Source organism: Rhodanobacter thiooxydans LCS2 (assembly GCF_000264375.1).
Lineage (GTDB): Bacteria > Pseudomonadota > Gammaproteobacteria > Xanthomonadales > Rhodanobacteraceae > Rhodanobacter > Rhodanobacter thiooxydans.
In genome coordinates this window covers 1-22,223 of sequence record NZ_AJXW01000032.1, presented here as the reverse complement: position 1 = coordinate 22,223, position 22,223 = coordinate 1, and the positions used below count along the sequence as shown (strand labels likewise).

General features: G+C 68.9%; 16 protein-coding genes. 9 read left to right on the top strand and 7 right to left on the bottom strand.

Annotation, left to right across the window (positions count from 1 at the left end; genetic code table 11):
- Positions 1 to 43: 43 nt before the first annotated feature.
- Positions 44 to 1,663, bottom strand: coding sequence for an amidase (locus UUA_RS06990; protein ID WP_039953684.1), 1,620 nt, complete (start codon positions 1,661 to 1,663; stop codon positions 44 to 46).
- A gap of 92 nt (positions 1,664 to 1,755) precedes the next feature.
- Between UUA_RS06990 and UUA_RS06985 the strand changes: the two genes are divergently transcribed.
- Together UUA_RS06985 and UUA_RS06980 are read left to right on the top strand one after the other, a co-directional pair.
- Positions 1,756 to 2,514: a c-type cytochrome gene (locus UUA_RS06985; protein WP_008435453.1), complete on the top strand. Its 759-nt coding sequence runs from the start codon at positions 1,756 to 1,758 to the stop codon at positions 2,512 to 2,514.
- Complete coding sequence (locus UUA_RS06980) at positions 2,511 to 3,803, top strand: cytochrome c (protein WP_008435452.1); 1,293 nt, start codon at positions 2,511 to 2,513, stop codon at positions 3,801 to 3,803. Before UUA_RS06985 ends, UUA_RS06980 begins: the two co-directional genes overlap by 4 nt.
- Before the next feature lie 99 nt (positions 3,804 to 3,902).
- Here UUA_RS06980 and UUA_RS06975 read toward each other — a convergent pair whose 3' ends face one another.
- A complete protein-coding gene (locus UUA_RS06975; RefSeq protein WP_008435451.1) occupies positions 3,903 to 4,424 on the bottom strand; it encodes a mismatch-specific DNA-glycosylase in 522 nt (173 codons plus the stop codon).
- Positions 4,408 to 5,127, bottom strand: coding sequence for a Dph6-related ATP pyrophosphatase (locus tag UUA_RS06970; RefSeq protein WP_008435450.1), 720 nt, complete (start codon positions 5,125 to 5,127; stop codon positions 4,408 to 4,410). The genes UUA_RS06975 and UUA_RS06970 overlap by 17 nt, the downstream gene beginning before the upstream one ends.
- A 144-nt stretch (positions 5,128 to 5,271) precedes the next feature.
- On the opposite strand from UUA_RS06970, the gene rng reads away from it, so the two are divergent.
- Positions 5,272 to 6,765: a ribonuclease G gene (rng, locus tag UUA_RS06965; protein ID WP_008435449.1), complete on the top strand. Its 1,494-nt coding sequence runs from the start codon at positions 5,272 to 5,274 to the stop codon at positions 6,763 to 6,765.
- Positions 6,766 to 6,807: 42 nt separating this feature from the next.
- Positions 6,808 to 10,743 (top strand): YhdP family protein, encoded by a 3,936-nt coding sequence (locus tag UUA_RS06960; RefSeq protein WP_238533004.1) that lies wholly within the window; start codon positions 6,808 to 6,810, stop codon positions 10,741 to 10,743.
- Between the two features lie 108 nt (positions 10,744 to 10,851).
- On the opposite strand, the gene UUA_RS06955 is transcribed toward UUA_RS06960, so the two are convergent.
- Positions 10,852 to 11,502 carry a hypothetical protein gene (locus UUA_RS06955; RefSeq protein ID WP_008435447.1) on the bottom strand — a complete coding sequence of 217 codons (651 nt, stop codon included), beginning with the start codon at positions 11,500 to 11,502 and terminating at the stop codon, positions 10,852 to 10,854.
- Positions 11,503 to 11,671: 169 nt separating this feature from the next.
- On the opposite strand from UUA_RS06955, the gene UUA_RS06950 reads away from it, so the two are divergent.
- The 4 genes from UUA_RS06950 to UUA_RS06935 all read left to right on the top strand — a co-directional run bounded on the left by UUA_RS06950 (position 11,672) and on the right by UUA_RS06935 (position 17,952).
- Positions 11,672 to 13,924 carry a tetratricopeptide repeat protein gene (locus UUA_RS06950; protein WP_008435446.1) on the top strand — a complete coding sequence of 751 codons (2,253 nt, stop codon included), beginning with the start codon at positions 11,672 to 11,674 and terminating at the stop codon, positions 13,922 to 13,924.
- 3 nt (positions 13,925 to 13,927) lie between these two features.
- Positions 13,928 to 14,206: a hypothetical protein gene (locus UUA_RS06945; RefSeq protein ID WP_008435445.1), complete on the top strand. Its 279-nt coding sequence runs from the start codon at positions 13,928 to 13,930 to the stop codon at positions 14,204 to 14,206.
- Positions 14,207 to 14,371: 165 nt separating this feature from the next.
- The gene (tldD, locus tag UUA_RS06940; RefSeq protein WP_008435444.1) at positions 14,372 to 15,811 is read left to right on the top strand and encodes a metalloprotease TldD; all 1,440 of its coding nucleotides are present in this window, start codon (positions 14,372 to 14,374) and stop codon (positions 15,809 to 15,811) included.
- 755 nt (positions 15,812 to 16,566) lie between these two features.
- Positions 16,567 to 17,952, top strand: a complete 1,386-nt coding sequence (locus UUA_RS06935) for a cytochrome C (protein ID WP_235605827.1) — start codon at positions 16,567 to 16,569, stop codon at positions 17,950 to 17,952.
- A gap of 161 nt (positions 17,953 to 18,113) precedes the next feature.
- Here the strand turns inward: UUA_RS06935 and UUA_RS06930 are convergent, their stop codons facing one another.
- From UUA_RS06930 to UUA_RS06920, 3 genes are all read right to left on the bottom strand, one after another.
- A complete protein-coding gene (locus UUA_RS06930) occupies positions 18,114 to 18,965 on the bottom strand; it encodes a protein NO VEIN domain-containing protein (protein WP_008435442.1) in 852 nt (283 codons plus the stop codon).
- A gap of 350 nt (positions 18,966 to 19,315) precedes the next feature.
- The gene (gene yjgA / locus UUA_RS06925; RefSeq protein ID WP_008435441.1) at positions 19,316 to 19,873 is read right to left on the bottom strand and encodes a ribosome biogenesis factor YjgA; all 558 of its coding nucleotides are present in this window, start codon (positions 19,871 to 19,873) and stop codon (positions 19,316 to 19,318) included.
- Between the two features lie 28 nt (positions 19,874 to 19,901).
- The gene (locus UUA_RS06920) at positions 19,902 to 20,153 is read right to left on the bottom strand and encodes a DUF1653 domain-containing protein (protein ID WP_008435440.1); all 252 of its coding nucleotides are present in this window, start codon (positions 20,151 to 20,153) and stop codon (positions 19,902 to 19,904) included.
- 99 nt (positions 20,154 to 20,252) lie between these two features.
- Here UUA_RS06920 and pmbA point away from each other — a divergent pair, with 99 nt between their 5' ends.
- Positions 20,253 to 21,620, top strand: coding sequence for a metalloprotease PmbA (gene pmbA / locus UUA_RS06915; protein WP_008435439.1), 1,368 nt, complete (start codon positions 20,253 to 20,255; stop codon positions 21,618 to 21,620).
- Positions 21,621 to 22,223: the final 603 nt, after the last annotated feature.

Sequence of the window (22,223 nt, the reverse complement as noted above, 5' to 3'; positions counted from 1 at the left end):
TTGCAAAAAAAAGGCGGCCGACGGCCGCCTTTTCATTACGTGCTCAGTGCGCGGCAGGAACGGGCTTCCCACCCACCGTGTCGAGGAACTGCGGCGGTTGCCACGCCTTGGCATGCCGCTCGAAGCCGTAGGCGATCGCGATCAGCGTCGGCTCACTCCACTTCGCGCCGAACAGCACGATGCCGACCGGCAGCCCGTGCGCAAATCCGGCCGGCACGGTGATCGACGGATAGCCGGCCACCGCCGCCGGCTGCGAGGCGCCGCCCACGGTGGGGTCGCCGCTGACGATGTGGTCGCCGAGCACCGGATCGGTCACGAAGGCCGGGCCCCATGACGGCGCCAGCAGTGCATCCAGATGCTGCGCCTTCAGCGCGGCGTCGATGCCTTGCGGTCCGGACAGGCGCTTCGCTTCGGCCAGTGCCTCGGTGTAGGCCTTGTCGCTGAGCGGCCCTTTCTGCTCGGCCTGCTCGAACAGTTCCTGGCCGAACCACGACATTTCTTCGGCGGCATGCGCCTGGTTGAACGCGATCAGGTCGGCCAGCGTCTTTACCTTCAGGCCGTGGCGACCGGCCAGGTAGGCGTTGATGTCGTGCTTGAAGTCGTACAGCAGCACGGTGAGCTCCGGCTTGCCGAGCTCGGCCAGGTGCGGCAGCGCGACCGGGTCGACGATGATCGCGCCCTGCGCCTTCATCAGCGCGATGGACTGCTCCAGCACGCGGTCGGCATTCGGCTCGGCGCCGGCGAGCTGGCGTACCACGCCGATGCGCTTGCCTTTCAGTCCGTTCGGATCAAGGAAGCGGGTGTAATCGGTGGCGTGCTTGTCTGCCTCGGCGGTGGCCGGGTCGCGCGGGTCGCTGCCGGCGATCACGCTGAGCAGGGCGGCCGCGTCGGCCACGCTGCGCGCCATCGGGCCAGCGGTGTCCTGGCTGTGGCTGATCGGCACGATGCCGCTGCGGCTGACCAGGCCCAGGGTGGGCTTGATGCCGACGATGCCGTTCATCGCCGCGGGGCAGATGATCGAGCCGTCGGTCTCGCTGCCGATCGCCACGGTGACCAGTCCGGCTGCCACGGCGGCGGCCGAGCCGGCACTGGAGCCGCAGGGGTTGCGGTCGAGCACGTAGGGGTTCTTGGTCTGCCCGCCGCGTCCACTCCAGCCGCTGCTGGCATGGTTGGAGCGGAAGTTGGCCCATTCGCTCAAGTTGGTCTTCCCGAGAATCAGCGCGCCGACCTTGCGCAGCCGCTCGACCAGACCGGCGTCGCGCGGCGCCGGCGCGTCGGTGAGCGCCAGCGAGCCGGCGGTGGTCAGCATGCGGTCGCCGGTGTCGATGTTGTCCTTCAGCAGCACCGGGATGCCGTACAGCGGGCCGCGCGTCTTGGTGCGTTTCGCGTCGAGCGCACCGGCCAGGTCAAGCGCCTCGGGGTTCGTCTCGATCACCGCGCGCAGCGTCGGGCCGGACTGGTCGAACCGCCGGATGCGCTCGAGCAATGCCTGCGCCAGCTGGCGGCTGTCCAGCGTGCCGGCGTCCATGCGCTGCTGCAGCTGCGCCACCGAGGCGTAGGCGATCTCTGGCGGGGCAGTCTCGGCAGCCTGCGTCGGACCGGCGGGCAGCATGGCGGCCAGGACGGCGACCAGGACGACGAAATGGACGGCTGAATGCTTCACGATGCCCCCGACATGACGAGCGCGGTACGCGGTCGTATCGGTCAAGCTTAGCGCCGGCGCGAGCGGCGTGCGGGGGTTGCTACAATCCCCCGATGACGACGAACGCCCGCACCTGTCCAGTCCGTTCCTTCAGTGTTGCGACCCTGCTGGCGATTGTCCTGCTGCCCGGTGCCCCCGCTCGTGCCGCCGATACGGGCGATACGCCGCCGATCCCCGATACCCTCCAGCAGCGCATCGCCGCTTGCACCAGCTGCCACGGCGTGCATGGCGAAGGCCGCCCCGGCAGCGGCTATTTCCCGCGCCTGGCCGGCAAGCCCGCGGGCTACCTCGCGCGCCAGCTGCAGGATTTCCAGAACGGCCTGCGCAAGTACGCGCCGATGGAATACACCGTGCGCCAGCTGCCGCCCGCGTACATGCGCGAGATCGCCGAATACTTCGCGGTGCAGCAGGTGCCGTACGCCCGCTCGCCGCTGCCGCCGGTGTCCGCCGCGACGCTCGCGCGCGGCGAGGAGTTGATCGCCAAGGGCGACCCGGCACGCAAGATTCCCGCCTGCAGCAGCTGCCACGGCAGCCAGCTGACCGGGGTGGAGCCATCCACGCCGGGGCTGGTCGGCCTGCCGTACGACTACATCAGTGCGCAGCTGGGCTCCTGGCGCACGCACACGCGCGCCACGGTGGCGCCCGACTGCATGGCCGAGGTGGCGAGCCGGCTCGGCGAGTCGGACATCACCGCGGTGGCCGCGGCCCTGGCCAGCCGCGAGCTGCCGGCCGACACGCACGCGCAGCCGGCCGGCTCGGTAACGCCGCCACTGAGCTGTGGCGTGCTGGGCGCGACGGGAGATCCGTCGTGAAGTGGCTGCGCTGGCTGGTGCCGTCGGTCGCGTTGCTGGTCGTGCTGGCGCTGGGCTGGGTGCTGTTCGGCGGCAGTCGCAGCCGGCCGACCCCGCCGGTCGCCAGCAAGGTCGTGGCGGCCACCTTGCGCGATCCGGCGCTGATCGCGAAAGGCGAATACCTGGCCGCGGTCGGCGACTGCGCCGGCTGCCACACCGAGCAAGGCGGCGCACGCTACGCCGGCGGCCGCGCGCTGGCCACGCCGTTCGGCAACATCCCCGTACCCAACATCACGCCCGACCGCGTGACCGGCCTGGGCGACTGGAGCTTCGAGGATTTCTGGCAGGCGCTGCACAGCGGCAAGGGCCGCCACGGCGAGTTGCTGTATCCGGCGTTCTCGTACACCTCGTATACCAAGGTGAACCACGACGATGCGCTGGCGATCTTTGCCTACCTGCAGTCGCTGGCACCGGTGCACCAGCCGGCCGTCGCGCCGGCGCTGGCGTTCCCCTACAGCGTGCGCAACAGCCTGAAGGCCTGGCGCGCGCTGTACTTTCGTGAAGGCGAGTTCAAGCCCGATCCGGCGCAGTCGGCCGAGTGGAACCGCGGCGCCTACCTGGTGCAGGGGCTGGGCCACTGCAACGAATGCCATGCGGCGCGCGACATGCTCGGCGGCACGCCACAGGACGTGCACCTCACCGGCGGCCAGATCCCGATGCAGAACTGGTACGCGCCGGACCTGAGCGCCCGCAAGAACGGCGGCCTGGAAGGCTGGAGCGCGCAGGATATCGTGGACCTGCTGAAGACCGGCCAGTCAGCGAAGGGCGTCGCCTTCGGGCCGATGGCCGCGGTGGTATCGGGCAGCACCCAGCACATCAGCGATACCGACCTGCGTGCGATCGCCAGCTACCTGCAGTCGTTGCCGCCGCGGGCGCCGATGGCGGAGCCGGGCACGCCGTTCGACGCCAGGACCCTCTCCACCCAGGGCGAGAAGGTTTACGCAAAGCACTGCGCCGACTGCCACGGCAAACGCGGCGAAGGCGTGGCCGGGGTCTATCCGCCGCTGGACGGCAACTCCTCGGTGACCGAGCCGACCGGCATCAACGCAACCCGCATGGTGCTGCTCGGCGGCTTCGCACCGGTCACCGCGGCGAACCAGCGGCCGTACTCGATGCCGCCGTTCGCGCAGCAGCTGAGCGACGGCGAGGTCGCGGCGGTGGTCACCTACATCCGCCGCGCGTGGTCGAACAAAGCCTTGATCGTGCGCGCCGAAGCGGTCAGCGACTACCGGCACACGCCGGTCGACTGAGCGGGCTTCGTGTGTTGCCGTCGCCGTAGGGCGGGCACTGTCCGCCGGCTTGCCGATCCGCGCCATGCGCATCAGCAAGTGCGGCGGCCGGTGCCCGCCCTACGGACTCGCGTGGACGGCGCGGTACAGCTCGGCGAGCGCCAGCCATGGGGCGATGTCCCAATGCCCGCGCGCCTGGCCGGACGGCGACGGCAACACGAACAGCCGCGTGTTGCCGAGGGTTTCGCCCTGCAGGCCGTAGTCGACCGCATGGCCGAGTGCGCCGCGTGCCGCGTTCTTGCTGGTGAAGGCGAGCAGGCGCGGGGCGTGGCGTTCGATCCTGGCGAACAGGGCAGGCGCGTCGAACGCGCCCGGCGGCAATTCGTCGTCGTTGCCGCTGTGGCGCTTGGCCAGGTCGGTGAGGCCGATGCCGTAGCCGGACAGCAGCGGAAATTCCGCCGGCGCCAGCAGGCGCGGAGTCAGTCCGGCATCAAACAGCGCGCGCCAGAACAAATTGCCGGGGTGGGCGTAGTAGGCCTGCTCGGCGGCGGAACGCCTGCCCGCGGCGGTGCCGCAGAACACCAGCGCCAGCCCGGGCTGCAGCAGGTCGGGCAGGACGTGGCGCTCAGTCCGCCGCGGCATTGCTGTCGAGCCGGCTGTCGTCCAGCAGGAAATCGATGAACTGGAAGCGCCCGTCGCGCAGCACCGATTCGCCGCGGCGCAGCGCGAGCGGCCGGCGGAACAGCGGTCCGGCGTAGCTCAGCGTGTGGAACTCGCCGCGCTCGCCGCAGGGGTCGACGCCGGCCGGCAGCGCGTCGAGCAGGGCGGCATCGTAGGGGCGGCCGCAGAACTCCGCGCTGAGCTGCTGGGTATCCACGCAGCACAGCACCGCGCGGTGGCCTTCGCCGACGAAGCGCCGCGCCAGCGCGGCGGTGTCCTCGCCCCACAGCGGGAACACCGCGCGCCAGTTCTCGCGGCCGAGCTGGCGCACGCGGTAGTCGCGCACGTCCTCCAGGAACAGGTCACCAAACGCGCAGTGGCGGATCCCCGGCCAGCGCATGCGCGCCTCGACCAGCGCCTGCGCATGGGCTGCCTCGTAGGCCTCGTTGCTGCCGGGCCAGTCCAGCATCACCTCCAGCAGCGGCAGGCCCAGCGCGGCGGCCTGCGCCTGCAGCACCTCGCGCGGGGTACCGTGCATGGCCACGCGCTGGTAGTTGCGGTTGACCGTGGTGAGCAGCGCGGTCACCTGCCAGTGCGGGTCGGCCAGCAGCCGTTGCAGGGCCAGCAGGCAGTCCTTGCCGCCGCTCCAGGCCAGCAGGGTGGGCGTGGCCCGGGGCGTTGTCATGGTTCGGCTCCAGCTGGCCCGATCGGATCGATATCCCGCCCATTCTGCGATATCCGCCCGGAGGATGCGCGATCCATGCGGTGATTCATCGACAGTCCGTGGCCGCAGCCGCTATAAAGATGGCCTGTTCCGGGGGAGTACGCGGTGAGCGAAGAAATCCTGATCAACGTGACCCCGCGCGAGACGCGGGTCGGGGTGGTCGAGAACGGCATGCTGCAGGAGGTGCACGTCGAGCGGGCGTCCCGCCGCGGCTACGTGGGCAACATCTACAAGGGCCGCGTGCAGCGGGTGATGCCGGGCATGCAGGCGGTGTTCGTGGAGATCGGGCTGGAGCGTGCGGCGTTCCTGCATGCCTCCGACATCGTGCGCCCGGCGCCGGCCGAGGGTGTCGAGTCGAACGGCAACGGCAATGGCCACCTGCCCTCGATCAGCGAACTGGTGCACGAAGGCCAGGAGATCGTGGTGCAGGTGGTCAAGGACCCGATCAGCACCAAGGGCGCGCGGTTGTCTGCGCACCTGTCCATTCCCTCGCGCTACCTGGTGCTGCTGCCGTACGCGCGCACGTTAGGCATCTCGGCGCGGATCGAGGACGAGGCCGAGCGCCAGCGCCTGCGCGAGGTGCTGACTCCGCTGATCGGCGACGACGCGTCTGGCAACAGCCGGCTGGGCTACATCGTGCGCACCAATGCCGAGGGCCAGAGTGCGGAGTCGCTGGCGTTCGACGTGACCTATCTCGGCAAGGTGTGGCGGGTGGTGCAGGAGAACATCGCCAAGGCGAAGGTCGGTGAGCGCGTGTACGAGGAACTGTCGCTGCCGCTGCGCAGCCTGCGCGACATGCTCAACGAGGACATCGAGAAGGTGCGTGTGGATTCGCATGACACCTTCGAAAAGGTGACCAAGTTCGTGCACAAGTTCATGCCCAAGCTGGACGACCGTATCGAACACTACGACGGCGAGCGGCCGATCTTCGACCTGTACGGGGTCGAGGACGAGATGCAGCGCGCGCTGAAGAAGGAAGTGCCGCTGAAGTCCGGCGGCTACCTGATCGTCGACCAGACCGAGGCGATGACCACCATCGACGTCAACACCGGCGCCTACCTCGGCTCGCGCAATCTGGAGGAGACGGTCTACCGCACCAACCTGGAAGCCGCGCAGGCGGCGGCGCGCCAGCTGCGCCTGCGCAACCTGGGCGGCATCGTCATCATCGACTTCATCGACATGAGCGACGAGGAGCACAAACGGCAGGTGCTGCGCATGCTCGGTAAGGGGCTGGCGCGCGACCACGCCAAGACCACGGTGTACCCGATGTCGGCGCTGGGCCTGGTCGAGATGACGCGCAAGCGCACTACCGAAAGCCTGGCCCGCCAGCTGTGCGAGCCGTGCCCGGCCTGCAACGGCCGCGGCGTGCAGAAGACCGCCGAGACGGTGACCTACGAGATCTTCCGTGAGATCACCCGCGCGGTGCGCCAGTTCAACGCGCGGAAGCTGCTGGTGATGGCCAGCCCGGCGGTGGTCAACCGCATCCTGGAAGAGGAATCCGGCGCGGTGGCCGAACTGGAAGAGTTCATCTCCAAGAGCATACGCTTCCAGGCCGAAGAGCATTATTCGCAGGAACAGTTTGATGTCGTTTTGCTGTAAATCCGGCGACTGCCCATCCGCGTCGGGCCGCCGCGTGTGAACGTGTTGTGGCAGCGACGGCTGCATCGTTGCGCCCGCGCGTCGGGCTGGGTCGCCGGGGTGGCGTTGATCCTGCTGGCCGTCGTGGCAGCGCTGGCCCAGTTGCTGCTGCCGCTGCTGGCGCGGCACCCCGACTGGATCGCCGCGCAGCTCAGCGCTCGGCTGCAGCGGCCAGTCAGCTTCGCCTCGATGGAGGGGCGCTGGACCGGCTCCGGCCCGGTGTTCGTGATGCACGGGGTGAGCGTCGGCGCGGCCGCTGGCGAAAGCGGCGCCGTGCTGCAGTTGCCCGAGTCGGAACTGAAGCTCGACTTCGGCGGCTGGCTGTTGCCGTCGCGGCACCTGCTCAACCTGCACGTGCGCGGCCTGCAGCTGGACCTGCTGCGCGACGCCGCCGGCTGGCACGTCAACGGCATCGGCGTGGCCGGCGGCAGCGCCCGCCAGTCGCTGTCGCCGGGTCGGTTGTCGGCGGATCTGTGGCTGGAGGACCTGCGCGTGGTGGTCACCGACGCCACCCTGGGCAGGCACTACACCTTGCTGTCGAAGCAGCTGCGGCTGAGCCATCAGGGCAGCCATGTGCGCTTCGGCGGCGTGCTGCGGCGCGAGGGGGTGAGCGCCGCGCTGCGCACAGCCGGGCGTTTCCGCGACGACGGCAGCGCGGGAAAGGCGTGGTTCGACGTGGCCGATGCCGAGCTGAAGCCGCTGCTGGACGGCGTCGACCTGGGCGGCTATACGGTCGACCACGGCCGCGGCCGGCTGGGCGCCTGGCTCGACTGGCGTGGCGGCCAGCTCAGTCGCAGCCTGATCCGCTTCGACCTGGACACGCTGGCGGTAACCGCACCCGCCGGCGGCAAGGCCAGCGTGGTGTCGTTGCACGGGCTGGTCGGTGTGAACCACGCAGACGACGGCTACGACCTGCGCTGGGGCGGCGATGATGGCAGCGCGCTGGCGCTGGACCTGCGCCGTGCCGGCACCGACCAGGCCAGCGTGGACGTGGCCGCGCGCAAGCTGCAGCTGGCCCCGCTGCTGCCGTGGCTGGCGCTGAAGCCGGCGTTGTCGCCGGCGCTGGCGCAGTGGGTGGGCGGCGGCCACCCGCGCGGCGTGCTGGACCAGCTTGCGCTGCACTGGAACCACGCGCAGGGCTTGCGTTCGGTCGAGCTGGCGTTCAGCGGTCTGGGCATCGATCCGGTCGGCAAGCTGCCGGGGGTGAGCAGCCTGCGCGGCAAGCTGCGCGGCGACGCCGAAGCGCTGTCGCTGGAGCTGCCCGCCCAAGCCACCACGCTGGCCTTCCCGCACACCTTTCGCCAGCCGTTCGTGCTGTCGAACCTGGCCGGCACGCTGGCGTTCTGGCCGCAGGACGGCGACTGGCATATCGGCGTCGACGCGCTGGATTTTACCGGCGCCGGCTATGCCGGCCAGGCCCGCGGCGAACTGGTGCTGCCGGCGCAGGGCGGCGCCCCGTTCATGGAGTTGTACGCGAAGCTGGCGCATGCCGACGTGGCTGCCGCCAAGCTGTTCTGGCCGATCGACTCGATGTCGCCCGGCACCATCGAGTGGCTTGACCGCGCCCTGGTGGCCGGTCGCCTCGACCAGGCCGACGTGCTGCTGCGCGGCGACCTGCACGACTGGCCGTTCCGGCACAACGAGGGCCGCTTCGAGGCGCGCGCGGTGATCAGCGACCTCACCCTCGACTACGGCAAGGGCTGGCCACGCGCCGAAGGCGTCAGCGCGGTGGCCAACTTCATCGACAACGGCATGCTGGTGGAAGCCGATGGCGGCCATGCGCTGGGTGTGAAGGCGGAGCGTGCGGTTGCGCTGATCCCGGACTTCGGCGAGGCCGTGCTCGATCTCAACGTGCAGGGCAACGGCAGCGGCGCCAGCCTGATGGAGTTCGTGCGCAGGAGCCCGATCGGCAATCGCGAGGCCGACACCCTGGCCAAGCTGAAGCTGGGCGGCAGCGGCACGTTCGGCTTCCATCTGGCGCTGCCGTTGAAGCAGGGCCTCGGCGAGCCGCGACTCGATGGCGTGGCGCAGCTGAAAGACGCCGACCTCAGCGCGCCGGAATGGAAACTCCAGCTGGACAAGCTCAATGGCCCGCTCAGCTTCGACCTGCACGGCATGCGCGCCGGCCCGCTGGACGCCGGCTTCCGCGGCCAGCCGTCGACCCTGCAGCTGGCGGTCGCCGGAGCCAACAGCGACCCGGCCACCGTGCTGTCGGCGCAGTTGCGCGGCAACTACCGGCTGGCCGAGCTGGTACAGGATTACCCGTCGCTGGACTGGATCGGCAAGCTGGGCGACGGCCGCAGCACGTTCGACGTCGGCTTCGCCATTGCGCACGTGCCGGGCCGCGATGTGCTGGCGCAAACCCTCAGCGTCGACTCGGCGCTGGACGGCATCGCGCTGGAGCTGCCAGCGCCGCTGCACAAGCCGGCCGAGGCCCGCCTGCCGCTGCACCTGTCGATGAGCCTGCCGATCGAAGGCAGCGAGCTGCGCCTCGGTCTGGGCGAGGCCATGCGCGGCTACCTGCGCCTGGCCGACGGGCAGCGCCCGCTGGCCGGCAGTCTCGCGTTCGGCAACAAGATGCCCACCGAGCTGCCGCCGCGCGACCTGCGCATCCGAGGCCACGCCGGCCGGCTCGATGTCACCGGCTGGGTGCAGCACGTGGCGGGCGGCAGCGGCAGCGGCGGCCCGGGGCTGGAGAGCCTCGACGTCAGCACCGACCAGGCCGAGTGGTTCGGCCGCGACCTGGGCGCGCTGAAGCTGCACGCCACGGCGCAGCCGGACCAGCTTAGCGTGGACGTGGACGGCCCGGCGATGCTCGGCAACTACAACGTGCCGACCGGAGAGCTGGACAAGCGCGGCGTTACCGCGCGGCTGAAGCGGCTGTACTGGCCGAAGGACCCCGGCACCGAAGTCGCCAGCCATCCACCCAATCCCGTTGCCGGCGCCGCGCCGCCGGCCGCTGCGATACCGCCGCTGCCGGCTTCCGACCCGGCCAACACCGGGATCAACCCGGCCGCGCTGCCGCCGTTCCACGGGTGGGTGGGCGACCTGCGCATGGGCGACGCCAGGCTCGGCGAGGCGCGCCTGGAAACCTGGCCGACCGCCGAAGGCATGCACATCGAGCAGTTGCGCGCGCTGTCCAGCCGCGTGCAGATCACCGGCAGCGGCGACTGGAACGGCAACGCCAGCAACAGCCGCACGCAGATGAAGATCAGCTTCGCCGCCGAGGATCTCGGCGCGATGCTCGGCGCGCTCGGTTTCGACGGGCTGGTCAACGGCGGCAAGACGCGCGACCAGCTCGACGCCAGCTGGCCCGGCGCGCCCAGCGGACTGTCGCTGGCCACCATGGACGGCACCCTCAGCATCCAGGTCAACGACGGCCGCATCCCCGAGGCGGCGTCACCCGGCGTGGGGCGACTGCTCGGACTGGTCTCGCTGACCGAGCTGCCGCGCCGGCTCACCCTGGATTTCGGCGACGTGTTCGGCAAGGGGCTGGCGTTCGACTCGATCAGCGGCGACTTCAGGCTGGCCAACGGCAACGCCGTCACCGACAACCTGTCGATCATCGGCCCGGCCGCCAGCATTCGCGTCAACGGCCGTACCGGCCTGCGCGCGCGCGACTATGACCAGCAGATGGTGGTGGTGCCGCGCGTCGGCAACAGCCTGCCGCTGGTCGGCGCGGTGGTCGGTGGCCCGGTCGGCGCGGCGGCTGGCTTTGCCGTGCAGGGCATTCTCGGCCGCGGCCTCAACCAGGCCGCCAGCGCGCGCTACCGCATCACCGGCAGCTGGGACAACCCGGTGATCACCCTGGTCGAGAAGCACGGCAGCACGGCCCCAGCGCCGGCCACGCCGCCGCTGCTGCCTGGCGTCAAGCCGGCGCCGACGGTTGTCGCACCGTTGCCCGAAGCGCATCCAGCCGCCGCGACTTCGTCGCCGTGAAGACGACGTCCCGCACGTGACCGCCCGGCAAGGCCAGGCCCATCCTCCCTGACAGGGCGGCGAGCCTGGCCGCTGGTGTCGCGTGACACATGGCAGGCGCATGGCAGTTCAGTACACGCGGAAGCTGCGGATGGCCGGGGTTGGCAGGTAACTGTTCTCGCCGACCCGGCGGCCATGGGCGATCAGACCGGCTTCGGCGCGGCGGGCCTGCAGCCAGTCGGCGCGGTCGAAGCGGAACTGGCCGACGGCGCAGCCGCGCAACTCCGCTTCGATCGCACGCAGGCGGCAAAAGTCGAGGTAGCTGTCCACCTCGCCGGCCAGATGCGGCCAGGCGGCATCGACCAGGATGGCGTCGTCCAGTTGCCTGACCGGCGGCAGGTTGCCAGGGATCAGCGCGTGTTGGCCGTGCACATAGTCCACCACCACACGGGCCGGGGCGATCACGTCGCCGAGCGGCTGCCAGGTGGCATCGCTGAGCATCTGTTCGACGGTGCCAGCCAGCTGCAGCCGTTGCTGGATGCCCGCCGGGCGGGTCGGCGAGGGCTGACCGGCCAGCTCGCGCGAGGCCGTGGCCAACTGGTCAGGATCCAGCGGGAAATGCCGCAGCCGGACCAGCAACTGGTTGAAATGAGCCAGGGCCTCGGCCCCGATCAGAAAATCGCCCAGGTGGCGACGGCGGGTCGGGTGGTGCAGGCTGGCCCAGGTGGGTGACTGCAGGGCGGCGGGCAGCGGAGCAAGGGTGGCAAGCTGGGCGTTCATGGTGTGGCCTCCGGACGGGTTGATGCGCCACGGCTTGCGGCGCGGTGGAGAGGCTCCACCCCACGGCGTTTTGAGTCATGATGGAAAGGCTGGGCTTGTATGAGCGAACGCTGAGGTTTGTGTGATCGTCTGAGAACCTGTTCGTCGAACGGGCTCTGAGGGCTTTCCCATGGAGCGGACGGAATCGGGCGCGCGCAACGGGGGGGCTGCGCCTTATCGCTTCGGCGACATCGTGGTCGATCCGGCCGCGCACACCCTGTTGCGGGCCGGCGTTCCGCAGCCGGTGGAGCCGAAAGCCTTCGCGGTGCTGCTGGCATTGCTGCAGCGCCCCGGCGAACTGATCGGCCGCGACGACCTGCTCGACCAGGTGTGGGGCCACCGCCATGTCACGCCGGGCGTGCTGACCCGCGTCATCGCCCAGCTGCGCCATGCGCTGGACGAGGACCCCCAGCAGCCGCGCTACATCCAGACACGGCATGCCCTGGGCTACAGCTTCATAGGGCAGCTGGAGGACCTCACGGGCGCCGCCGCTGCGGCGGCGCCCGTTGAGGGCGGCGAATCGCCAGCCGCCGTCGTGCCGCCACGCGCCGAGGCGGCCGTCGAATTTGCGCCACCACGGGCCACTGTGCCGCTACAAGCAACACTGCCGGTGTGGAGTGCCGAGAAGCCGGCCGCACCTGTCCGTGCGAAGCCAGGACGCTGGTCGACACTGGGCGCCATCGCCTTGCTGGCGGGGTTGGCGGCGTGGCTGCTGATTCAGCGCCACGTGCCACCGCCCCGGCCGGTCGCGGCTTCGGTGGCGGTGCTGCCGTTCGTCAACCTCAGCGGCAGGCCCGGCGACGACTACTTCGCGGAAGGGCTGGCCGAGGAAATGCGCGACGCGCTGGCCGGCGTGAGGGGCCTGAAGGTGGCCGCCTCGGTGTCGCCCGCCGCCAGCAGGGATGCCGCCGACGCCAGGGCCCTGGGCGACAGGTTGGGCGTGGCCTCGATCCTCAGCGCCAGCGTGCGCCGCGAAGGCGCGCGCCTGCGCATCACGGCGCGGCTGACCGACACGGCCACCGGCTTCACCCTGTGGAGCCACACCTACGATCGCGAACTTTCCGGCGTCTTCGACACCCAGAGCGACATCGCCGAAGAGGTGGTGCACGCGCTGCTGGGCGCGATCCCTGGCGACAGCGCGCTGTCGAAACGCCTGACCGCCACCCGCAGCGAGGCGGCCTTCGACACCTACCTGCAGGGCATGCAGCTGCTGCGCCACCCCGACCAGCCGGATGCCGCCGACCAGGCCATCGCGCGCTTCGGCCAGGCGCTGAAGCAGGACCGCGGCTTCGCCAAGGCGCAGGCGGGCATCTGCCGCGCCGAGAGCTGGCGCTTCCAGAGCCAGCGCAGCCCGACCGCGCTGGACAACGCCAAGGCGGCCTGCCAGCAGGCTGAGCAGATGGATCCGGGCGCGCCAGAGGTGGACCAGGCGCTGGGCGACCTGTACCGCGCCGCCGGCGACCCCGAGCGCGCCCTGCAGCACTACCGCAAGAGCGCGCAGGCGCCGGGGCAGGCAGTGAACGCGCACGTGGGCATGGCCAAAGTCTACGCGGCGCAGGGGCACGGTGAGCTCGCTCTGGCGGAATTCCAGCAGGCGCTGAAGCTGCGCCCCGAGGCTGCCTTCATCCATGCCGAAATCGGCTACCAGCAGTATCTCGACGGCAAGCTGCCGCTGGCCGTGGCCTCGTATCGTCGCGCCGTCGAGCTTGACCCGAAGAACGCGGAGCTGTGGGGCACCTTGGGCGGGCTGTATGTGGAGGCAGGCAACGATGCGGCAGCGGCGCCGGCACTGGAGCACGCGATCGCGATTTCGCCGGCGGCGGACACGCTGACCAACCTCGGCCTGCTCAGATACCGGCACGGCGACTATGCTGGCGCGGTGGTGCTGCAGCGCCAGGCCACCACGCTGACTCCGGACGATTTCATGATCTGGAGCAACCTGGGCATGGCCCTGCGGGCAGATCCGGAGTCGCGCCCCGCCGAGATCCGCAAGACGTTCGAGGAAGCCGCCTGGCGCGCCCAGAACTATCTGCAGGTCAAGCCCGACGACGCCCGGGCGGCTGCCGAGCTTGGTTTGTACCGGGCGATCCTGGGCAACCCGGCCGAGGCCCGACGACTGGCCTTGCGCGCCGAGGCACTGGGCGGCCAGCCCGCCGACGTGGCCATGCTCGACGCGGAAACATTCGCCTTGCTGGGCGATCTCGATCAGGCGCGCCAGCGGCTGCTGGCCGCGCGTGCCGCCGGCATCCCCGAAGCCCTGATCGGCGGCAACCACACCTTCCGTCGCCTGGGCTTGCTGTCGCCACCGACGGCGGCAGGCAGGCCCGCAGGCACGGAGCCACCCGCCCCGCATTCGAGTGCGGGACACTCAACTGGAGGATGACCCATGGCCAGCAGACTCAACCGTGACAAGGCGCTCAGCGAGAAGAGCAGCGATATCGGCAAATTGGTTCCCGCGGGACGGTCGCGCGAAGAGGCCGCGTCGAGAAAACCGTCATCCCGGCCCAAGCTCGAACAGGTGACCTACAGTTTCAATCTGGATGACATCCAGGCCCTGCAGATTTTCCGCGTCGCCACCGGGGTGGTGATCAACCCGCCACGACCGCGGCAGGGCTGGGGCATCAAACTGACCCTGGAGTTGCCCGTGGAACGGCCGCAGCGCTGATTGCGGCGCGCCAGCTGCGGCAGCAGACGGGTGGGCCTCGGTGCAGCCACCCGTTCACGGAAGAAGCCCGGCCAGATGCCTGGCTTCTTTCCTGGCATGCATGGATGCGTTGATTCCGCGCAACATGCCACCATTAACAGATCACCGCTTTGCCTTGGTTTCCCCATGGATTCATTGATCACCCTCGCCGAAAGCAAGCTGCTGGCTCCCGGCGGCCTCGCCACCGGCGACCTCGACCGCGTGTTCGGCCAGCTGATGGGCCCGGCAATCGACGCCGCCGACCTGTACTTCCAGCATTCGCGCAGCGAGTCGTGGACGCTGGAGGAGGGCATCGTCAAGGACGGCAGCCATTCGATCGAACAGGGCGTGGGCGTGCGCGCGATCTCCGGCGAGAAGACCGGCTTCGCCTACTCCGACGAGATCGTGCTGCCGCAGCTGCTGGAGGCGTCGAAGGCCGCGCGCGCGATCGCCCGCGACGGTCAGGGCGCCGGCCAGCCGCTGGCGCTGCATGGCGCGCGTGCGCTATACCCGGCGATCGACCCGGTCGAGAGCCTACCCAACCCCGACAAGATCGCGCTGCTGCGCGAGGTGGATGCGTACGCGCGCTCGCGCGACCCGCGCATCAAGCAGGTCATCGTCAGCCTGGCCGCCACCATCGACACCGTGCTGATCGCCGCCTCCGACGGCACGCTCGCCGCCGATGTGCGCCCGCTGGTGCGCATCAACGTGCAGGTGATCGTCGAAGCCAACGGTCGCCGCGAGCAGGGTTATTCCGGCGGCGGTGGCCGCTACGGCTACCGCGAGCTGATCGAGAACGGTCGCGCGTTGCGCTTCGCCGACGAGGCGGTGCGCCAGGCACTGGTCAATCTCGATTCGGTCGATGCACCCGCCGGCCAGATGACCGTGGTACTCGGCCCCGGCTGGCCCGGCGTGCTGCTGCACGAGGCGATCGGCCATGGCCTGGAAGGCGACTTCAACCGCAAGGGCAGCTCCGCGTTCTCCGGCCGCATTGGCCAGCGCGTGGCGGCGAAGGGCGTCACCATCGTCGACGACGGCACCCTGGTCGGCCGCCGCGGCTCGCTCAGCATCGACGACGAAGGCACCCCCACCGAGTGCACCACGCTGATCGAGGACGGCATCCTCAAGGGCTACATGCAGGACAAGTTGAACGCCCGCCTGATGGGCATGGCGCCCACCGGCAACGGCCGCCGCGAGTCCTTCACAGCGCTGCCGATGCCGCGCATGACCAACACCTACATGCGCGCCGGCCAGCACGACCCGGCCGAGATCATCCGCTCGGTGAAGAAGGGCCTGTACGCGCCGAACTTCGGCGGCGGCCAGGTCGACATCACCAACGGCAAGTTCACCTTCTCCGCCAGCGAGGCCTACCTGATCGAGGATGGCACGATCACCCGCCCGGTGAAGGGCGCCACCCTGATCGGCAGCGGCCCCGACGTGCTCAACCGCGTCTCGATGATCGGCAATGATCTGGCGTTGGACGAAGGCGTGGGCATCTGCGGCAAGGACGGGCAGAGCGTGCCAGTCGGCGTGGGCCAGCCCACGTTGAAAATCGACTCGATGACGGTGGGCGGCACCGCCTCGTAAGCTTCGCTCCACGATCAGGCCCAGGGTTCTCGCACTCCCCCTGCGAGGGCCACGCCGACCTCTCAGTCGTCATTCCGGCGAAGGCGACCCAGGCCCCGGTCGTCATTCCGGCGAAGGCTACCCAGGCCCCGCTCGTCATTCCGGCGAAGGCGACCCAGGCTCCGGTCGTCATTCCGGCGAAGGCCACCCGGCCCCCGGTCGTCATTCCGGCGAAGGCCACCCCAGTCTCCCGCTCGTCATTCCGGCGAAGGCCGGAATCGCACTTGCTGTTGCGGGCGACGCTTTTTGCCTGCCCTTGTGCCTTGTGCATCAGAGCGAAGAGCTTTCGTCTGCCTTCGGCAGCCGAGCTACCTTTCTCTGTGTGGCCAGCGAATCATGGTCCAAAGCGAGCCCGCTCCGCTTGGCGCTTGTTGGGCTTCGGGCAACTGCTCCTGCGTTGCCTCAACTCGGGCATCCACAGCTCGCCATGCCCGCAAGGTTCACGACCGGGCTACGGGATTTTGCGACAGCACATCCTGGGCTGGTGTCCCAGCGCGGCGATCCACGATTTCCTGTCGGCTCCCTGTGCGCCGTAGGCCCCCGATGGGGTGCGCCTGTGACGGCCCGGTGAATTTCCGCCCGTTGTGGTGGTGCTTGCGGCATTGCGCGCCAAAGGCTTATCGCTGGTGTTTGATTGGCGTCAATATCCTGGGTATCTGATCGTCAAAGACTGCGCCTGCATCCAGCCAACACACTGGAACCGTCGGGAGAACGCCATGAGCACTTGCCGGAATAGCCCCGTATCGCGCTGGTTCGCTGCCCACAGTCGACTACCGCGCTGGATCGCACTGATCGCGCTGGCATGGCTGGGGACACCCACCCTGGCATCGGCGGTGCCGTCGTACGCTCGACAGACCCAGGAACCCTGCGTGGCCTGCCACGTGGGCGGCTTCGGTCCGGAACTCACCCAGTTCGGGCGCCAGTTCAAGCTGCTGGGCTACACCATGAAGGTCGGCGACCAGACGGATATCCCGCTTTCGGCCATGCTGGTCGAGTCGTTCACGCATACCCGGAAAGCCCAGATCGAGGCCCCGGCTAAGGGCTTCGGCACCAACAACAACACGGAGCTGCAGCAGGCGTCGGCATTCCTCGCCGGGCGCCTGAGCGAGCACATCGGCGTGTTCGCGCAGGCGACCTACTCCGAGAACGGCGGCCTGCTCGGCTGGGACAACATGGACTGGCGCTACGCGCGCATGTTCAGCCACGGCAGCCACAGCGGCATCTGGGGCATCTCGCTCAACAACAATCCCACCGTCAGCGACGTGTTCAACTCCGCGCCGGCGTGGAAGTACCCCTACATGTCGGCCGATCTCGCCCCCGGCGCGCCCGCGCAGCCGATGCTGCTCGGCGGCCTGGCCGCGCAGGTGGTCGGCGTCAGCGCCTACATGCAACTGGACGGCGCCTGGTACATGGAGCTGGGCGGTTATCGCTCGCTGTCGCCGGCGTTCCTGCGCCACGTCAATGCCGGCTTCGACGGTCGCCTAAGCGGCGTCACGCCCTACGCGCGCCTGGCCTACACCTGGAACCTGCCCACCGGCAGCTTCACGGTCGGCGGCTTCATGCTGAACATGCGTCGCGGGCAGGTCGGCACCAACGACGTCGGCGACGCGGTGGCGCTGCCCGGGCCGACTGACCGGTTCCGCGACTTCGGCGTGGACTCCAGCTACATGTACGCCAATGGCGACCACGTGATCACCGTCGACGGGCTGTACGTCCACGAGAGCCAGAAGCTGGATGCTACTTACGGCGGCGGCGGATCGGACAACCTGCACGACACCCTGCAGTCGCTCAACCTCAAGGGCAGCTACTGGTATCGCCACACCTACGGCGTGACCCTGGCGTCGTTCGTGTACAACGGCAGCAAGGACGCCACGCTCTACGGCAACGACGGTTCGCCGAACACCCAGGGCGAAAGCGTCGAGCTCGACTACAGCCCGTTCGGCCAGTCCAGCTCGTGGCATCAACCCTGGGCCAACGTGCGGCTGGGTCTGGAATACACCTACTTCAACCGTTTCAGCGGACGCGTGCACAACGTCGACGGAGCAGGGCGCAACGCTCACGACAACAACACGCTCTATCTCTACATGTGGCTGGCGATCTGAGCAGATCGGAGCGAGGGGCCTTCGCTTGCCGTGGCGAATCCAGACCCCTCGCTCCCGGTTCTGGGGCGTGATTTCACGAGCTGCCGCAAGCAGGGGCTGGGCGCGCACAGCCAAGGGGTGCCTTCTAATGCAAAAAAGGCCTGGTTATCGACCAGTGGTGGCTAGGCGCTGAAGCGAGCCAAGTACGTCACCGGGTCAAGCGCGCAATGACTGCCTATCGCCCTTGGCAGCTGGAAAACCCTGGGCTTCACGCGAAAGTCGAAAAGTCTGTACAGGCGATACTTGTCCGCGTCAGCATTTGAGCGCGCGATTTCGTTGCGACTGACATAGAACGGCGTCAACTCGCCGAACGCCGTCGTCTTGACTTCGATCAGTCGCTCGCGACCGTCGCTTTCGAAGGACAGGATGTCGTAGCCCAAACCGTCGCCTTGGCTTGCGGCGATGTGCTCGACACGCTCACTCAATACCTTCTTGCCTTCGGCATGCAACCGGCGTGACTCCAGCTCGAGCACAAACAATTCGCCTGCGCGGCCAAGCGAACGGTTGCGCGCTTCGCGGGCGAGGTAGTCGCGTCGAACTGGTGAAAACCGGGGCGCGTATTCGGGAGCGGTTTCGCGTACTTTCGCGGGCTTCGGTGCGGGCACCCAGACCGTCCTGGGCTCATTGACAGCAATCTCGATAGCCGGGCGCTCGGCAGCAGCTTGGGCTGCTGCGTCAATGCCGGTGTTCCCGCTCAACTGCGATTCCACCACGTCCAGCAGTTCGGCCTGGTAATTGGAACGGGGCTTGTAGCCGATGATGCTCGGGTACCCCAGCGTGAGCAGGACTGCGCTGATGTTGCAATGCTTGAACTCGACTGCCCCACGACTACGGCCATCAAGCTTCCCCATCAGCGCTTCGGCGTACTCGGTCTTGTTGTAGCGCTGACCATTGAGTTCCAGCGTCAGCATCGTGAGATATGAAGCGACGCAAGCCTCAATTTCCATCCGCGACCAATCGTCGCCTCTAGCCATGTGATTCGCTCCCCGAATGGATGTTCTCAAGTATAGGCAGGCGGCTGCTAGTCGGGGCCGAGGGGGAAAAAAACTGAGGTTGGGGAGAACTCGGCGTGGCGAATGTTTTTGGGTCGCCGAAACGCCGTTCGCCTACGCTTCCGCGCATGCGTGCGCACGCAAAAGAGGAAGTAGCTCGAATGCCGCGGGCAGGCGAATGCTCTTGTTCCCCGGCGACAACGAGTGCGATTCCGGCCTTCGCCGGAATGACGGGTGGGGGCGGGACGAGGTACGGCCTTCGCCGGAATGACGATGATGGGCGTGAGGATTTTCCGCGTATGCGTTTTCCGCCATACGCAGGAGTGAAACGATCAGCCTTCGACTGAGTCGCCCGCCTCCGCCAGCTCCTTCAGCACCTGAAAAATCTCCCGGTACGCCCGCGGCGGCTTGTTCGGTGTGTCCTTCTCGATGCGGGCCTGGCGGATCAGCGAGCGCAGGTGCTGGCGGTCGGTGCCGGGGTGTTCGGCGAGCAGGGTGGACAGCGCGTCGTCGCCGTCGTCGCCAAGCAGGCGCTCGCGCAGTGCCTCGATGCGGTGCATGGCGGCGGTTTCCTGGCGCTGTTTCTCGCGGTTTTCGCCGAGTTCGGCACGCACGGCGGCGAATGCCTCGTCGTCGTGGCGACGCATCAGCTTGGCGAGGAAGGCGAGCTGGCGCTTGCGCGCGATGTGCGAGGGGATGCGCCGTACGTTGGCGATCTCGTCGCGCACGTCGTCGGGCAGGTCGAGTTTGCCCAGCCGGGTCGGGGGCAGTTCGACCAGCTGGGCGGCCAGTTCGAGCACGGCCAGTGCCTCGCGGCGCTGCTGGCTGCGACTGGGACCGTAGTCGGTGTCGTCGAGTTCGTGCTGGTTGCGGCTGCGGCTCGGGCTCAAGGTCTTGGTTCCGGAAGAAGGGCTCGAATCAGACGGGGGCGCTGCCGGTCGGCCCGGCCTGTTCGCCGTCGGCCTGTTCCAGCGCAAAACGGGCGATCGGTTCGCCGTCCAGCTCGATGGTCTCGTTGAACATCGCGGCGGGACGCACCCACAGTCCGTGGTCGCCGTAGAGCGCCTGGTAGACCACCAGTGGTTCCATCGTCTCGCTGTGGCGGGCAGTACCCAGCACGCGGTAGCGCTGGCCCTTGTAGTGACGATAGATGCCGGCGGTAGGTTGCATGGCGTTCTCCGCTTTGCATTTGGCCGCCGCGCCCCCACGTTTCGGGGCAGCGGTCGCGGACCGCTTATTCTACCCGCCTATATCCCAGGAAACCCCATCGTGAGCGAAGTTGCCATCAGCCAGGACCGCAGCCTGCACGAGCTTGACCGCCTGGCGGAGCTGGCCGAGGACGTGATCCGCCGCGCCCGTGCCGCCGGCGCCAGCCAGGCCGAGGTGGCGGCGAGCATCGACACCGGCCTGAGCGTGAACGTGCGTCTGGGCGAAGTGGAGACGGTGGAGCACACCCGCGACCGCGGTTTCGGGCTGACCGTGTACTTCGGCCAGCGCAAGGGCTCGGCCAGCACCGCTGACCTCAATCCCGACTCGATCCAGGCCACGCTGGAGCAAGCCTGCGCGATCGCTCGCTACACCGAGGAAGATCCCGCCGCGGGGCTGGCCGATGCGGCACGCATGGCCACGGCCTTTCCCGACCTCGACCTGTGGCATCCATGGGACATCGACACCGCGCAGGCGATCGAGCTGGGCATCGCGATCGAGGACGCCGGCCGCGTGCACGCCGGCATCAGCAATTCCGACGGCGCCAGCGTGCAGGCGGGCGAAGGCCTGTCGGTGTACGCGAATTCGCACGGCTTCGTCGGGCGCGAGCGCGGCACGCGGCATGCGCTGTCGCTGGCGCTGATCGCCGGCGACGAGGACGGCATGCAGCGCGACTACTGGTACGACAGCGTGCGCGCCGCCGGCGATTTCATCAGCGCACAGGCGCTCGGCAACAAAGCCGCCGAACGCACGCTGGCGCGGCTGGGCGCGCGCGGCCTGTCCACGCGGCAGTGCCCGGTGCTGTTCGCACCGGAACTGGCGCGCGGGCTGGTCGGCCACCTGCTCGGCGCGGTCAGCGGCGGCGCGCTGTATCGCCGCGCCAGCTTCCTGCTCGACCACGCCGGCAAGTCGATCATGCCGGCCTGGCTGAACATTGACGAGCGGCCGCACCTGCCGCGCGGGCAGGGCTCGGGCAACTTCGACGCCGAGGGCGTGGCCACCGTCGACAGCGCGCTGGTCGAGGGCGGCGTGCTGGCGCGCTACGTGCTGGGCAGCTACTCCGCGCGCAAGCTGGGCCTTGAGTCCACCGGCAACGCCGGCGGTGTGCACAACCTGATCGTGGAGCCGGGCGCGGCCGATGGCGAGCGCAGCGATTTCGCGGGCATGCTGCGGCGCCTGGGCACGGGCCTGCTGGTGACCGAGGTGATGGGGCAGGGCGTGTCCGTGGTCACTGGCGACTATTCGCGGGGCGCGGCGGGCTTCTGGGTCGAGAACGGCCGCATCGCCTACCCGGTGGAAGGCATCACCATTGCGGCGAACCTGCGCGAGATGTTCGCCGGCATCGTCGCGGTGGGCACCGACGTGGACCCCCGCTCGCACGTCCTTACCGGCTCGATCCTGCTCGATCGAATGACGGTGGCGGGCGAGTAGGTGCGGTTGCCCTAGGGCCGATCACGCGCGATGCTCTCGCCGTACTGAAAGCGAACGGCTTTCGCTCGATCGCCCCTGTAGGAGCCCGCTCGCGGGCGATGCTCCCGCTTGTCCCCGCATTCGAGGCGCAGAGCTTCCAAAGCAAGAGCTTTCGTCCTCCTTCGGAGGCCGAGGTACTTCTCTTTTGCTTGTCCAAAAGAGAAGTACCCAAGAGAAAACGACCCCCCGTTTGGCGCTTGCCGGGCATCGTGCCCGGCAAGTCCGTGAGTCGGGGCCGGGCTTTTCGAGCGGGCTCGGGCAACCGCTCCTGCGTTGCCTCAACTCCGGCATCCATGCCGTCGCCTGCCCGCGCGAAAAGGCGAGTCCATCCATGGACTCGCCCGCTGCGCGGCCTGTCGACCCCGCCTCACCGCCGCGCAAGGGACCCCGGGTAGAGCAGCGGGCCATCCCGGCCCGCACTCGGTGGAAAGCCGAAAAGCGAAGAGCGAAGCCACAGCAAAGCGCCGCTTTGCTGTGGCTTCGCTCCTGCTCTTGATCTGGCTCTTCTGAAGAGTGCGCGCTGGGAGCGCGCTGCTCTACCCGGGGCCCCTATGGCGCGGCGGG